Below are 14830 nucleotides of genomic sequence, written 5' to 3'. Positions count from 1 at the left end.
ATAGAATAATGTAAAAGGAGAGGTGTAATATGAAATTTAGGAGTATTGTAAGTAGAATTATTATTCTGTTTATGGCATTTGCTTCAGTTCTATCAATATCAGGAAGTAGGGTCTATGCGGATTCTTATAAAGTAGTTACTTTAGGAGGAGATCTTACATCTGAGCAAAAAGAGGACATGCTAGAATATTTTGAAGTTACAAAAGAAGATGCAGATATTCTAGAAGTTCATATTGATGAGGAAAAAAAATATTTAAGTGATGTTGCAACTAGTGATGAAATAGGAACTAAGTCCATATCTTGCGCCTATATAGAACCTACTACAAGCGGAGGAATTAATGTAACAACTAAGAACATATCTTGGGTAAGTAGTAGTATGATAAAAAATGCACTTATTACAGCAGGAATAAAAAATGCAAATGTAAAAGCAGCTGCACCATTTCAAGTTTCTGGTACTGCAGCACTTACTGGAATATTAAAAGGCTATGAAAATAGTAGTGCAGGAAGTAAAATAGACGAAAATAAGAAAAAGGTTGCAAATGATGAGCTTGTAACTACAGGAAAGCTTGGAGAAGAAATAGGAAAAGATAAGGCAGCAGGGCTTATAAATGATATAAAAACTCAAGTTGTAAAAGAAAATCCTAAAACTGAAGAAGAAGTAAAAAACATAGTTGAAAATGTTATTAATAACTATAACATAAATTTGAGCCAGGAAGATATTGATAAAATAGTTTCCCTTATGAATAAAATAAATGGTCTGAACTTAAATTTTTCAGATATAAAAGGACAGTTAAATGACGTTGCAAATACTTTAAAAGATACGCTAGCAAGCCCTGAAACACAAGGATTTTTTGCTACTATCATAAATGCAATTAAAAACTTTTTTTCAAGTTTGTTTTAATTGAAAAGTTGTTTTTAATATAAAATGAAGCCTATATTTTAAGGCTTCATTTTATATTACAGTAAAACATATTAAATTTTATATAATGGTACAATAGAACCATTTTTAACATCAACTAAACCAAAATCCGTTAATTTTAGAGCCGGACTTACTGGAAGAGAAAGAGTACATAAGGATGATATTGGATTGTTGTGCCTGTATCCAAGACTTTCAAGGCTATTTCTTACTTCTTTTAAAGAAGTACCTATTTTGTCTGCAGAGTCTCCTGATATAATTCCACATATATTAAGTTGAAGCTGGCTTAGAATTTTACCATTGCATGCAGTTACAATACCACCTTGTAGTTCTTTTATGCGATTTATTGCAAGCATCATATCATCTATATTTTCACCAATTACCATTAGATTGTGGTGATCGTGACAATGGGTAGTTGCAGCGGCACCACGTTTTATACATGATCCGGTTACAAGTCCAATGCCTACATTTCCATTTTTCCCGTATCTTTCAATTACCATGGCCAGCATGCACCCACTGCCCTGCCATTTTAACTGATGGTTTTCTACAGGAAGCTGGATTTCTTTTATTTTTGTCTGAGTTGAGTTTTCTACAACTTCTATAGTACGAACTGTAACTGAAGTTACATTCTCTTTTACAGGAATTGAAAAGTCAGATTTATTTATATTTTTTATGCAGATGCTGTTATAATAGTTTTCTGGAAAGGAATAGCTTGAATTTTTCCATTGGGTTTTATTTTCTATGTTATAAACTTCAATTCCTCTTTTGTATGTTGAAACTATGTGGAAATCGTATATATTGTCTAAAAGTATGAAATCTGCTAGTTTTCCAGGTGCAAGAGATCCTCTATCCCTTAAATTCATTCTTCTTGAAGCTGTGAAGGTGCTACAGTATATTGCATTTTCAATGCTGAAACCAAGGGAAACAGCCTTTTTTAAAATTACATTTAAATGACCACACTCATAGAGCTTGTCTGCCATTGTATCATCTGTTACAAAACAGCAGTGCTCATAGAGATCATTATTTATTATATATTCTATTATATTCTTTTTAAGCATTTTTCCCTGTATCTCCACAAACATTCCATTTAAAAACCTCTGACGGATCTCCTCAAGGCTGTGTTCAGTATGGTCACTGTTAATTCCAAGGTAAAGGTATTTTGCAAGGTCTAAATCAGTAAGTGAAGGGCAGTGACCTTCTATTACATAGTTTGGCATATTTTTTCTCAAGTATTTTAAAAGTTTTGTTATTTCAAGATCATTTTTCTCTATAATTTTTCTTGAATTCATTACCTCACCAACACAAATTACATTTTTGGAAGATAAAAGGTTTTTCATGTCATTGAAGTTTATTTCTCCACCTGTTGTTTCAATATTTGCATTGGTAGAAGGAACACTACTTGGTATTCCATAATAAACATCTATAAGAGATTTCTTACCAGCTTCTATCATATGTAATATTCCGTCCACACCTGCTGCGTTTGCCATTTCATGGGGTTCAGATACAATTGTAGTAACTCCACAGGAAGCCATTTGTGCACAAAATGGTTCTGGTGCCATCATTGAACTTTCAATATGCATATGAATGTCTACAAGTCCTGGAATCATGTATTTCCCAGTGCCATCTATTGTTTTTATACTTTTAAATTTATCAGTTTTTTTTGTATCTATATAGTATATACGTCCATCTAATATATGAACATTTGCATTTATAAATTTCTTGAAATAGCTGTTAAAGATATTTACATTTTTAATTGTGAGATTAACTTTATCCATATATTCTCCTTTCTTTAAGTTACTATAATTTCAAAATAGAATAGAAATACAATATACATATAATTGCTATTATGTACATAGGTTTGCTTATTTCTTTTGTCTTTCCAGATGAAATTTTTAAGATAATATATGCAGGAAGTGCTACGCATATTCCGTTTGCTATGTTGTTTGCAAATATAGTGAAAACTACACATAAAAGTGCTGGAATATATTCTGTTATATCATTATAATTTACATATCTTAATTTACTAAGCATGTTTACTCCCATGAAAATTAACACTGGTGCTGTTGCAGAAGATGGAATCATAAGAGCAATAGGTGTGAAAAAAAGCATTGTGGCAAAGAATATGCTAGTAAAAATTACAGTGAGTCCAGTTTTACCTCCAGCTTCTACACCTGCTGAAGATTCAAAATAAGTTACCATAGTTGGCATTACAAAAAATGATCCTATACAAGCAGATATGGAATCTACATAAAAGCATTTATCTATTCCAGGAAGATTTCCATCTTCGTCAAGATATCCTGCTTGAGCACCTACTCCAAGAACAGTACCTAGAGTTGAAAAAAAGTCAGGTATGAAAAGGGCAAATACAAATGGAATATACTTTAGTTTAAATGCACCAAGAATATCTATGTTAAAGAAATTTTCTCCTAATCCTTTTGGAAGCATTACAAAGGTTGATGGAATTTTGGTAACGCCCATAGGTATTCCTATTAATGTTGTTATCATAATAACTATAATCATTCCAGCTGTAACATTTCTTGCTTTGAAAATAAGCATAAGTACAAAACCTATGACTGCAAGTATAACTGCAGGAGAAGTTAGATCTCCAAAAGAAAGACTCTTTTTTGCAGCATTTGCAGTTATAAGTCCACAGCTTTTTGCTCCAATAAGTGCGATAAATATTCCTATACTTGCAGTAATAGAGTATTTTAAACTTATAGGTATCATTTTAACAATGCTTTCCCTTACCCCTGCAAAGGAAATAATTACAAACAAGAGACCACCTATAAAAATTATACCAGCTGCGATATCTGCTGGAATTCCCTCATTGCCTACCATTGCAGCAACTATAGCTATACTTCCAAGACCAGGAGCAAGTGCAAATGGTCTGTTCGTGTAAAGTGCCATCCATACAGTAGTAAGTATAATCAAAAGTATTTCTGCTGTAAGTGTGTTGCTCCTGTTGAAACCCGCTGCTCCAAGAGTGTTTGGAACTACTGCAAGTACATAGGCCATTGTGAAAAATGTGGTAAGACCGGCTATTAGTTCTATTCTTATTTTTGTATTGTATTTTGAAAGTTTAAATTTTCTTTCTAATAAATCTTTCATATAAACATTCTCTACCTTTCTCAATATATTTTATTTACCATACCAAACTTTTTTTGATTTTTTTACAAAAACATTCGAATGTTGTGTTACAATAAATTTTATTAAGATAGCACGGATAAGTCAAATATATAAAATTCATATGTGTCATGAATTTTAGCTATAATATATATGGGGGATTTATTATGGATTTTAAAGAACTAAAATATGTACTTTGTATTGCAAAATATAAAAGTGTTACAAAAGCTGCAAGAGAGCTCTATGTTTCTCAATCTACTTTAAGTAAATTTTTAAAAAAGATTGAAGATAGAATGGGAACAAAGATATTCCATCATATAGATAACCAATTTACTCCAACTTACATAGGAGAGCGTTATATTGAATATGCAAACATCATAATGAATATAAATGAAAAGTGGGATGAAGAACTTAAAAAACTTCTTTCCCTTGAAAATGGAGAGCTTACAATTGCATTTCCTCTTTTTAGAAGTTATTGCATAATACCATATACACTTCCGGAATTTAAGAAGATACATAAAAATATTCATGTGAATATTCTTGAGGAGGCCTATGATGTTGAAGGAAAACTTTTAAATAATGAAAAAATAGATATTGCAATTTTTAACAAACCCGGGAAGCATTTAAGTCTTGAATATGAGATCCTTGGTGAAGATGAAACTTTGCTTTTAGTAAGTAGGAATCATCCACTTGCAAAAAAAGGTACTAAGGTAGAAAAGTCAAAATACCCATGGATTGATTTAAAACTTTTTAAGAATGATGAGTTTATACTTCTTGATTCGGATCTTCATACAGGAAAAATTTCTGTAGAATTGTTTGAAAGATTGGGTATAGTTCCTAAAGTAGCTTTTAGGACAAGAAATGTGGAACTGCAGGCTCAGATGGCTGCACAGGGATTTGGAGTTTGTTTTATCTCAGAAAGCTATTTAAAACATATTAAATTTGAAAATGATCCAGTATGTTTTTCTATTGGAAATCCAAGAATTGTAAATCCAATTGTTGTAGCTTATAGAAAAGGGGCATATTTAACTAAATATACATTGGATTACATTCAGATATTAAAGAAATATTTTGATAAAATATAGATATATATTAAAATTTAAAAAGGGAGGAAATTAAATTTGAAATTCGAAACTTATAAAGTTGAAACTTTTATACCAGAAGAATATGTTACAAAACTTAGAGAGAGTTTAAATGAAGTTGGAGCTTTGACTATAGGTGGAAATTATGACAATTGTATCTCTGTATCAAAAGTTACAGGATATTTTAGACCACTTAAAGGAGCAAATCCTTTTAAAGGGGAAATAGGAAAAGTAAGCATGGTAGAAGAGTGTAAAGTTGAATTTTGCTGCAAAAGTAAAATTGTAGATAAAGCAGTTACAACAATAAAGGAAGTTCACCCATATGAAGAGCCAGTTATAAACATTATTCCAATGCACAATTCACAAATCACAATGGAGGATGACAGTGAGAATTAAGAATTGAGAATTCACAAATCACAATGAAGGATGATTTTTCTATGGGAAAAATCTAAAATATAGGTTTTCTGAAGTGAAACTGAAGAAAACAAACATTCATTGTGCATTGAGAACTGTGAATTGTGAACTGAATTAGAAGGATGACAGTGACAATTAAGAATGCACAATTCACAAATCACAATGAAGGATGATTTTCTAACAGAAAATCTAAAATATAGGTTTTCTGAAGTGAAACTGAAGAAAAGCAACAATCATTGAGAATTGTGCACTGTGAATTGTGAACTGACTTATGTGAAGTTTTTATCAAAAAAATTGAAGCTTTTATTGACAATGATTATTTTATAAGTATACAATATAAGTAGTCTTTAAGTATAGATTTTCTGTTCTTAGAGATATAACCAAAATCTACATCAAATTGCAAAGATTTTCTGAGCAAAATGCTGATAGAATACATTTATGATGTAAAAGTACTTTTATATGTATAAATAGTAAGCTGCTAAATTGTTATGTATTTAGCAATTATTGTTGTGATTTTAAGTATTTTTACGTTATTTAGTTAAACTTTCAGCATTGTGTAGAAAGTTTATTTTTATTATCAGGAGGGAATTATGAAAGTAGATAAGAAGTATTTGGACCCTAATTTTAAAGATTTTATTGATGATGATAAGATATGGGAACAACTCAATGCTGCAAAGAATCCAGAAAAGAGTGAAATAAGAGCAATTTTTGACAAGGCTAAATCCAAAGTTAGACTTGAACCAGAAGAAACTGCGAAACTACTTCAAATAGAAGATGAAGAGTTGCTAGAAGAGATGTATTCTCTTGCTGCAAAAATAAAAGATGAAATTTATGGAAATAGGATAGTCTTTTTTGCTCCACTATATATTGGCAACAAATGTATAAATAATTGCGTTTACTGTGGATTTAGAAGAGAAAATAAGTCGATAGAAAGAAAAACATTAACTATGGACGAGCTTCAAAAGGAAGTTGAAATACTTGAAAAGGCAGGACATAAGAGATTAATACTTGTATATGGTGAGCATCCTATGTATGATGCTGACTTTATTGTAGATACAATAAAAAAGGTTTATGAAACTAAAGTTGGAAGAGGAGAAATAAGAAGAGTAAATATAAATGCAGCTCCAATGGATGTTGAAGGATATAAAAAACTTCATGAAGCAGGAATCGGAACATTTCAGATATTCCAAGAAACATATCATCATGAAACATATAAAAAGTTGCATCCACATGGGGATATGAAGTCAAATTACGCTTGGAGACTTTACGGTTTAGACAGAGCTATGGAAGGAGGAATTGATGACTTAGGAATAGGTGCACTTTTTGGACTCTATGATTGGAAGTTTGAAGTTATGGGACTTTTATATCATACTATCCATCTTGAAAATACCTTTGGAGGAATAGGACCTCATACAATATCATTTCCAAGAATAGAAAATGCATTGGATGTTCCTTTTACATTGAATCCAAAGTATAAAGTTTCAGATGCTGATTTTAAGAAACTTGTTGCAGTTTTAAGACTTTCAGTTCCATACACTGGAATGATATTAACTGCCCGTGAAAGTGCTGAAGTTAGAAAAGAAGTTTTACCTGTTGGTATATCTCAAGTAGATGCAGGTTCTAGAATTGGAATTGGTGGATATGCAGAATATGAAAGTGGACTTATACCAGAGAAAGAACAATTTCAACTAGGTGATATGAGAAGTCTTGATGAAGCAGTAAGAGATGTATGTAAAAAAGGGTATATTCCATCTTTCTGCACAGCTGGATATAGATGTGGTAGAACAGGTGAGCATTTTATGAGTATAGCAAAGAAGGGGCTTGTTCACAATTATTGTGTTCCAAATGCTCTATTTACATTTAAAGAATATCTTATAGATTATGCATCTCCTGAAACAAAGGAAGCAGCAAAGGGAGCTATAGAGAATACAATAAAGAAATTTGACAGTAAAAAGCAGAAAATGATAAGAGAAAGACTTAAATTAATTGAAGATGGAAAAAGAGATGTGTATATTTAAATAGAGGTATGTATATTTATGAGTAAAGTTAAATTTCATCAACTTATAAAAGAAAATTTGAAGGAAATATTAAAGGATAAGGATATTAAGGATCTATTTTATACTATTTGTAAAAACACATCAGAATTTTATAATGACAATCAAGTGATTGTTTGTGAGAGATTCACTAAAAGAATTTCATATATAACTGGAGCAGGAAAAGATAGATTTACTTCTCAGAAAAAAATAGAACTAGATGGAAGGTATGTAGTATTTTTGCAAGGCTTTGAAGAAGTGCCTAAATGGGAAATAGATATTTTGATTTCTATTTTTAAAATAGCAGTAGAAATTTCAAAAAAATAAATAGACTTTTGATTTATAACCTGTAATAAACAAATTTGTTTGTGCAGGTTATTTTTTTATGAAAATAAATTTGCATAATCTTTTACCTATATATATAATAATTTAGAAGATTGTGTTTTAAGTAACTATGCCTTCTATATGTTTAGAAGGTTTTTTTCATAATATAAATAATTAGGAAAATATTATCTGGAGGTATAAGAATGAAACATATAAATACAAATAGTGAAGTTTATGATGTAAATTCTCTAACTTCTCTTGAAAAGCTTGAGCCTATAAGAGTAAGGCCTGGAATGTACATAGGTTCTACAGGAATTAGAGGACTTCACCATTGTATATGGGAAATACTAGATAATTCTATAGATGAAATTTCAAATGGATATGGAAATTATGCCGCTGTTATTTTAAATAAAGATGGCAGTGTTACAGTAGAGGACAATGGAAGAGGAATTCCTACTGGAATACATCCTGTAAAGAAAAAGACAGGAGTTGAAATGGTATTTACTGAACTGCACACTGGAGGAAAGTTTAACAACAATGTTTATAAAACTTCTGGAGGACTTCATGGAGTAGGAGCAGCGGTTGTGAATGCACTTTCTAAGTGGATGGAAGTTGAAGTTAAACAAAATGGACATATATATAAGCAGCGTTTTGAATATACTTATGATAAATCATCTAAAAAAGATATGCCAGGTACACCTGTAACTTCTCTTGAAGTTGTTGGTGATACAAAATCTACAGGTACTAAGGTAACATTTATGCCTGATGATTCAGTATTTTCAACAGTAAATTTTAAATTTGATGTAATAGATGAAAGATTAAGAGAAATTGCTTTTCAAAACAAGGGAATAACTTTAAAGCTAATGGACTATAGAGGAGAAGAGATTATTGAAAGAGAATATCATTCAAATAGAGGCCTTTTAGATTTTATAGAATACCTAAATGAGAGTAAGACGATTCTTCACAAAGAACCAATATTATTTGAAGGTTCAAGAAAAATAGGAGATATAAATATGCAAGGAGAAGTTTGCATACAATTTACGGATTCAACTACTTATCATATAGCAAGTTATGTGAACAATATTCCAACTACAGAGGCAGGAACCCATGAAAGTGGCTTTAAAACAGGAATGACAAGGGCTTTTAAGGATTGTGGTAGAAAGTTCAAGCTTTTTAAGGATGGAGAATTTGAAGGAGATGATTTGCGGGAAGGAATGACTGCAATAGTCAAGATAAAAATAAGCAATCCAATATTTGAGGGACAGACAAAGACAAAGCTTGGAAATACAGAAGCATATACAATGATGAATGAACTCTGTTATACAAAACTTTGTGAATGGATAGAAGATCACAAGGATATAGCAACTTTAATAATAAATAATGCACTACAATCTGCAGCAAGAAGGCAGAAGATAAAAAAGATAAATGAAGCTGAAAAGAAAAAAGTAGGTAAGGGAGCTGCACCACTAGCAGGAAAAATTGCTGTATGTACATTGAAAGATTATTCAAACTGTGAATTTATAGTAGTGGAAGGTGATTCTGCAGGTGGATCTGCAAAACAAGCAAGGGACAGAAGATTTCAGACTATAATGCCATCTAAAGGTAAAATTATGAATACGGAAAAGCAAAATCTTGAAAATGTATTGGGCAGTGAAGAACTTAAGATATTTAATACGGCAATAGGAACTGGAATTCTTGAAAATTACAGGGAAGAAGATTTAAAATACGGTAAAATAATAATAATGAGTGATGCAGATGTTGATGGTTATCATATTAGAACTCTGTGGATGACTTATATTTATAGATACATGAGGCAACTTATTTCAAATGGACATCTATATATTGCACTACCTCCTCTTTATAGGGTGTACAAGAATACAAAGAAAAAAAATGTGGTAAAGTATGCTTACAGTGATGAACAACTATTAAAGGTTAAGAAAGAAGTTGGATCTGGTGCTCTTATCCAGAGATATAAAGGATTAGGAGAGATGAATCCAGAACAGCTTTGGGAAACTACGTTAAATCCTGAAACAAGAACTCTGCAGCAAATAACTATAGAAGATGCTGCAAAAGCTGAAAAGATGGTTTCACTTCTCATGGGAGATGTTGTAGCACCAAGAAAAAAATATATGTATAAGTATGCAAAGTTTTAAACAATTCACAATGCACGATGCACGATGCACAATGATTGTTGGTTTTCTTCAGCTTTGCTTCAGAAAACCTAAATTTTAGATTTTTCCTAAGAAAAATCCTCCTTAATTGTGAATTGTGAACCGTGAATTGTGCAATCTTAATTGTGAATTGTGAACTGTGAATTGTGCATTGATTAGACGAAAGGGTTGATTTAATTTGACTAAAAAAATAATAATTCCAAAAGATAATAATATAATAAAACTTCCAATAGAAGAGGCAATGCCAGAGAACTATCTTCCCTATGCAGTAGAGGTTGCAAAAGATAGGGCACTTCCAGATGTTAGAGATGGTTTAAAGCCTGTACATAGGAGAATAATATATGGCGCTTATATGCTTAAGGCTTTTCCAGATAGACCATACTATAAGTCTGCAAGAATAGTTGGGGATATTCTTGGAAAATATCATCCTCATGGTGATGCTTCTGTTTATGATGCAATGGTTATACTTGCACAGAATTTTACAACAAGAATGCCTTTAATAGATGGTCATGGAAACTGGGGAAGTCAAGACGGAGATAATGCAGCAGCTATGCGTTATACAGAAGCAAGGCTTACTCCAATTGCTATGGAAATGGTAAAGTACATAGAGGATGATGTAGTAAATATGGTAGATAACTATTCTGGTTCTGAAAAAGAGCCTGAAGTTCTTCCAGTAAGATATCCTAATTTACTTGTAAATGGAGCATTTGGAATAGCCGTTGGACTTGCTACAAATATACCACCTCATAATCTAGGAGAGGTAGTAGATGCATCTATTGCATTAATAGATAATCCTAACTTGGATACAGATGGACTTATGAATTATATAAAGGGTCCGGATCTTCCAACTGGAGGAATTATAATAGGTAAAAAATCAATGAAACATGCATATGAAACCGGTGAAGGTAAAGTTACATTGAGAGCAAAAACTTCAATTGAAAAACTTGAAAATGGGAAATATGCAATTGTAATAACTGAATTTCCATATAGGAGAAGTAAGGCTAAATTGCTACAGACTATTTCTGAAATGACAGTAGATAGGAAACATTCAAAGATTCTTGAATCAATTTATGACATAAGGGACGAATCGGATAGAAGAGGAATTAGAGCTGTAATTGAGATGAAAAGATCTGTAGATTATGAGCAATCTGAAAAGATATTAAAATATCTATTTAAAAAGACTGATCTTCAATGCAGTGTTTCATTTAATATGGTTGCACTTGCAGAAGGAAAGCCTGTAACTCTCTCATTGAAAAAGATACTTACATATTTTTTAGAGTATCAAAAAGAAATACTTATAAGAAGAACTAAAAAGGAACTTAAAGCTTCAAAGGAAAGATTTCATATAGTTGAGGGATTTATAAAGGCAATTGGCATTATGGATGATATTATAAAAACTATAAGGGAATCTAAATCAAAAAAAGATGCTTGTGAGAATTTGATGTCAGAGTTTAAATTTACCAAAATGCAATCTGAGGCAATATTAGAACTTATGTTATATAGGCTTACAGGTCTTGAAATAGTCCGATTTGAAAAAGAACACAAAAAACTTTCAAGATACATAAAAAAAATGGAACTGATACTTTCAAGTGAAAAAGAACAGTTTAAAGTTATAAAAACTGAACTTAAAGAAATAAAAGATAAATATCAAGATCAAAGGAGAACATCTATTGTAGAAGATGATAATGTTGCAAACATACATATGGAAGAGCTGATATTTGAAGAAAATATAGTAATTACAATGTCAAATGAAGGATTTATAAAGAGAATACCACTTAAAAACTACAATCGTTCAAGTAAGAATGTAGATGAAATAGACTACAGAGAAGGAGATTATAATAAATTTTTAATAAATTCAAATACAAGTGATACTATTATGTTTTTTACTGACAGAGGGAATATGTATAAACTTAAAGGTATTAATATTCCAGAGCGTAAATGGAAAGAAAATGGCGAAAAACTCGACAGTATAATAAAGGGACTTGATTTGTCGAAAGAGAGAATAGTTTCTGTATTAAATTTAAAAGATGAAGATTATGAATTAAATTTTTTAATTATGACAAGTATAGGAGGAATAAAAAAGACACCAGTAGAAAAATTCAGAACAAATTATTCAAAGCTTGTGGCACTTAAATTGAAAAATGGAGAAAATTTAATAGATGTAAAGCTTGTACCAAGAGATAGAAAAGAAAAGTTTCTCCATGTTTTAACAGAGCTTGGACTTGAGTTTACAATTACTGAAAAGAAAGTTGATTTAGAGGATAGAAATATAGTAAGTACACCTATGTTTGAGCTTCCACCAAAAGATAGAGTCATTAGTATGAAATTTCAAGATGAAAACAATTATGAAGATTTTTATATATCTATAGATAGAAATGGAATATTAAAATCATCTTCAAATAGTAAAAGAACTTTTGGAGTAGCTACAAATTCAAATTCAATTTTAATGATATTTACTAAATATGGTAGAGCTTTTTCAATTCCATCATTGATGCTTCAGAATATTGAAAATGGCATAAATGTAAGTGACTTGTTTGGTATATCAAATAGAAAAGATATATTGAATATATTCTCTGTAGATGATTTTAACTATGGATATATATATTTTTTTACAGCTAAAGGAATGGTTAAGAAAACTGAACTTTCTAAATTCGAAAATGGAAAAATTGGAGAAATAGCATATAAATTTAAAAATAAAGATGATATTTTAGTTGATGTAAAACTTTTCTATGAGGAAAATGGAGAAGTGGTTATATTCACTGAAAATGGAATGGGAATAAGATTTCCAAGTAAAAATATTAATTCTACGGGTAAAATAAGCTGTGGAACAATTGGAATTAACTTAAAAGATGATGATAGGGTTGTTTATTCAGATATTTTCAAGAAAAATATGGAAAAGTATTTTCAAATAAACTGTAAAATAGGAAAAAGTGTTAAGGTGAAATTAAGTGATATGAAACTTCAAAATAGAGGTGGAAAGGGAAAAAATATAATTGATGAAGATGATAAAGTAAAAAGTGTTTCATTGATAAAATAATGAGATAAGAGAATTATATGGTAAAAAATGTATCAAAACGATAACAAAAATCTATTGCATGTTTTGTTGTTATATATTATAATAAAACATGTGATAATAAAATATGATAAGTGGTAGAGAATGGGAGAACCGCTTTTAATGGAAATGTATATACGTTTTGCATTAAAAGCGGTATTTTAAGTTCATTATTACAAATTTAATCGTTTTATTACTTGTTCTGTACCATGAGTGCAATATTTAATAAATATAAGGGAGGAAAATTATGTCTAAATTAGTAGCGGAGTTTGTAGGAACAATGCTTTTGGTTTATCTAGGGGATGGTGTTTGTGCAAACTGTACACTTGCAAAGAGCAAAGGACAAAATTCAGGGTGGATTGTAATAACTACAGGTTGGGCTTTTGCAGTTGGTATACCAGCATTTATATTTGGCGATATAAGTGGTGCGCATTTTAATCCGGCACTGACTATTGCTCTTGCAGCAATAGGTAAATTTCCAGCATCACAAGTATTGGGGTATATATGTGCACAGATGCTTGGTGGACTAGTAGGTGCAGCGATTGTATGGCTTACATACTTGCCACATTGGGAAGAAACTGAGGACAAAGCAGCAAAACTTGGTATATTTTGTACAGCACCGGCTATAAGAAATTTGCCTCTTAACTGTTTGACTGAGTTTTTTGCAACAGCAACTCTTGTGTTTGCAATTCTTGGAATAGGAACTACAAATGCAGCACCAGGATTTGGAATATTATTTGTAACATTTATAATCTGGTCTCTTGGTCTTTCTCTTGGTGGTCCAACAGGATATGCTATGAATCCAGCGAGAGATTTGGCACCTAGAATTGCACATGCAATTTTACCTATTGCAGGAAAAGGTGATTCTGATTGGGGATATTCATGGGTACCAGTTGTAGGACCTATAATTGGAGGAATAGCTGGAGCATTTTTATTTGTGGCTATATTTTAGGAGATTCTTATTTTAAGTAATTTATACCTTGAATTATCTATAAGTATAATGTTATTATAAAATGGCTAAACAAAACAATTTAAAAGAGGTATGTATTAGTGATGAAACTCAAAGAAATGTTAATAGAAAACCCAGTAATAGCAGCTATAAGAAATGATGAAGATCTTGAAAAATCGATTAAAAGTAATGCCAGTATAGTGTTTACATTATATGGTGATATACTTAAAATAGGCGATATATGTAAAAAATTAAAAAAAAGTGAAAAAATTGTTTTTACACATATAGATTTAATAGAAGGACTTAGGGGGGATCAAGCGGCTATAAGATTTATAAAAGAATCTGTAAAACCAGATGGAATAATAAGCACTAGAGCTTCAAATATAAAGTATGCAAATAATTTGAATTTGTTTGCTATACAGAGAATGTTTGCAATAGATTCTCTTTCACTCAAAACGGGTATAAAAAGTATACATGAAACAAATCCAACAGCAGTAGAGGTAATGCCAGGTGTGGCAAATAAAATAATAAGTGTAATTAGAAAAGATATAAAAGTACCTATAATTGCAGGAGGTCTTATAACAAATAAAAAAGATGTTATAGATTCACTATCTGCAGGAGCTATTGCAGTATCAACTACAGACAGTAGTCTTTGGAACTTGTAATATAGATGTATTAATCTTACTAATTATTAAAATTTTGATGCGAGTTATTATTTAAAAATTTATCATTATTAGAAAACGTTATATTAATAGGAGGAAATTAAAA

At 30.8% G+C, this 14830-nt stretch carries 11 protein-coding genes; 9 read left to right on the top strand and 2 right to left on the bottom strand.

What is annotated here, in order from left to right; translation table 11 throughout:
- Window positions 1-29 precede the first annotated feature (29 nt).
- Window positions 30-899, top strand: a complete 870-nt coding sequence (locus H2684_RS07335) for a DUF1002 domain-containing protein (RefSeq protein ID WP_182088753.1) — start codon at window positions 30-32, stop codon at window positions 897-899.
- Between the two features lie 71 nt (window positions 900-970).
- On the opposite strand, the gene H2684_RS07330 is transcribed toward H2684_RS07335, so the two are convergent.
- A complete protein-coding gene (locus tag H2684_RS07330) occupies window positions 971-2689 on the bottom strand; it encodes an adenine deaminase C-terminal domain-containing protein (RefSeq protein ID WP_182088752.1) in 1719 nt (572 codons plus the stop codon).
- Window positions 2690-2711: 22 nt separating this feature from the next.
- Complete coding sequence (locus H2684_RS07325; protein WP_182088751.1) at window positions 2712-4022, bottom strand: NCS2 family permease; 1311 nt, start codon at window positions 4020-4022, stop codon at window positions 2712-2714.
- A gap of 182 nt (window positions 4023-4204) precedes the next feature.
- Between H2684_RS07325 and H2684_RS07320 the strand changes: the two genes are divergently transcribed.
- The 8 genes from H2684_RS07320 (at window position 4205) to H2684_RS07285 (ending at window position 14727) form a co-directional block, all read left to right on the top strand.
- Entirely contained in the window at window positions 4205-5122 is a 918-nt protein-coding gene (locus H2684_RS07320; RefSeq protein WP_182088750.1) for a LysR family transcriptional regulator, read from the top strand.
- Between the two features lie 36 nt (window positions 5123-5158).
- On the top strand, window positions 5159-5515 hold the full coding sequence (locus H2684_RS07315) for a cytochrome C biogenesis protein (RefSeq protein WP_182088749.1): 357 nt from the start codon (window positions 5159-5161) through the stop codon (window positions 5513-5515).
- A 608-nt stretch (window positions 5516-6123) separates the two neighbouring features.
- The gene (gene hydG / locus H2684_RS07310) at window positions 6124-7551 is read left to right on the top strand and encodes a [FeFe] hydrogenase H-cluster radical SAM maturase HydG (RefSeq protein WP_182088748.1); all 1428 of its coding nucleotides are present in this window, start codon (window positions 6124-6126) and stop codon (window positions 7549-7551) included.
- 18 nt (window positions 7552-7569) lie between these two features.
- Complete coding sequence (locus H2684_RS07305) at window positions 7570-7893, top strand: hypothetical protein (RefSeq protein ID WP_182088747.1); 324 nt, start codon at window positions 7570-7572, stop codon at window positions 7891-7893.
- Window positions 7894-8093: 200 nt separating this feature from the next.
- Window positions 8094-10043, top strand: coding sequence for a DNA topoisomerase IV subunit B (locus tag H2684_RS07300; RefSeq protein WP_182088746.1), 1950 nt, complete (start codon window positions 8094-8096; stop codon window positions 10041-10043).
- A gap of 196 nt (window positions 10044-10239) precedes the next feature.
- Window positions 10240-13098 carry a DNA topoisomerase IV subunit A gene (locus tag H2684_RS07295; RefSeq protein ID WP_182088745.1) on the top strand — a complete coding sequence of 953 codons (2859 nt, stop codon included), beginning with the start codon at window positions 10240-10242 and terminating at the stop codon, window positions 13096-13098.
- Between the two features lie 262 nt (window positions 13099-13360).
- Window positions 13361-14065 carry an MIP/aquaporin family protein gene (locus H2684_RS07290; RefSeq protein ID WP_182088744.1) on the top strand — a complete coding sequence of 235 codons (705 nt, stop codon included), beginning with the start codon at window positions 13361-13363 and terminating at the stop codon, window positions 14063-14065.
- A gap of 101 nt (window positions 14066-14166) precedes the next feature.
- Window positions 14167-14727 (top strand): glycerol-3-phosphate responsive antiterminator, encoded by a 561-nt coding sequence (locus H2684_RS07285; protein WP_182088743.1) that lies wholly within the window; start codon window positions 14167-14169, stop codon window positions 14725-14727.
- Window positions 14728-14830 lie beyond the last annotated feature (103 nt).

This window comes from Clostridium sp. cel8, assembly GCF_014050525.1.
Lineage (GTDB): Bacteria > Bacillota > Clostridia > Clostridiales > Clostridiaceae > Clostridium_B.
Note: the sequence above shows the minus strand (reverse complement) of the source record. Positions and strands in the feature narration are given on the sequence as shown.

Bases quoted from the DNA above. Each gene is read 5' to 3' on its own strand.
- H2684_RS07335 (WP_182088753.1), top strand. From the start codon at position 30: ATGAAATTTAGGAGTATTGTAAGTAGAATTATTATTCTGTTTATGGCA.
- H2684_RS07330 (WP_182088752.1), bottom strand. From the start codon at position 2,689: ATGGATAAAGTTAATCTCACAATTAAAAATGTAAATATCTTTAACAGC.
- H2684_RS07325 (WP_182088751.1), bottom strand. From the start codon at position 4,022: ATGAAAGATTTATTAGAAAGAAAATTTAAACTTTCAAAATACAATACA.
- H2684_RS07320 (WP_182088750.1), top strand. From the start codon at position 4,205: ATGGATTTTAAAGAACTAAAATATGTACTTTGTATTGCAAAATATAAA.
- hydG (WP_182088748.1), top strand. From the start codon at position 6,124: ATGAAAGTAGATAAGAAGTATTTGGACCCTAATTTTAAAGATTTTATT.
- H2684_RS07305 (WP_182088747.1), top strand. From the start codon at position 7,570: ATGAGTAAAGTTAAATTTCATCAACTTATAAAAGAAAATTTGAAGGAA.
- H2684_RS07300 (WP_182088746.1), top strand. From the start codon at position 8,094: ATGAAACATATAAATACAAATAGTGAAGTTTATGATGTAAATTCTCTA.
- H2684_RS07290 (WP_182088744.1), top strand. From the start codon at position 13,361: ATGTCTAAATTAGTAGCGGAGTTTGTAGGAACAATGCTTTTGGTTTAT.
- H2684_RS07285 (WP_182088743.1), top strand. From the start codon at position 14,167: ATGAAACTCAAAGAAATGTTAATAGAAAACCCAGTAATAGCAGCTATA.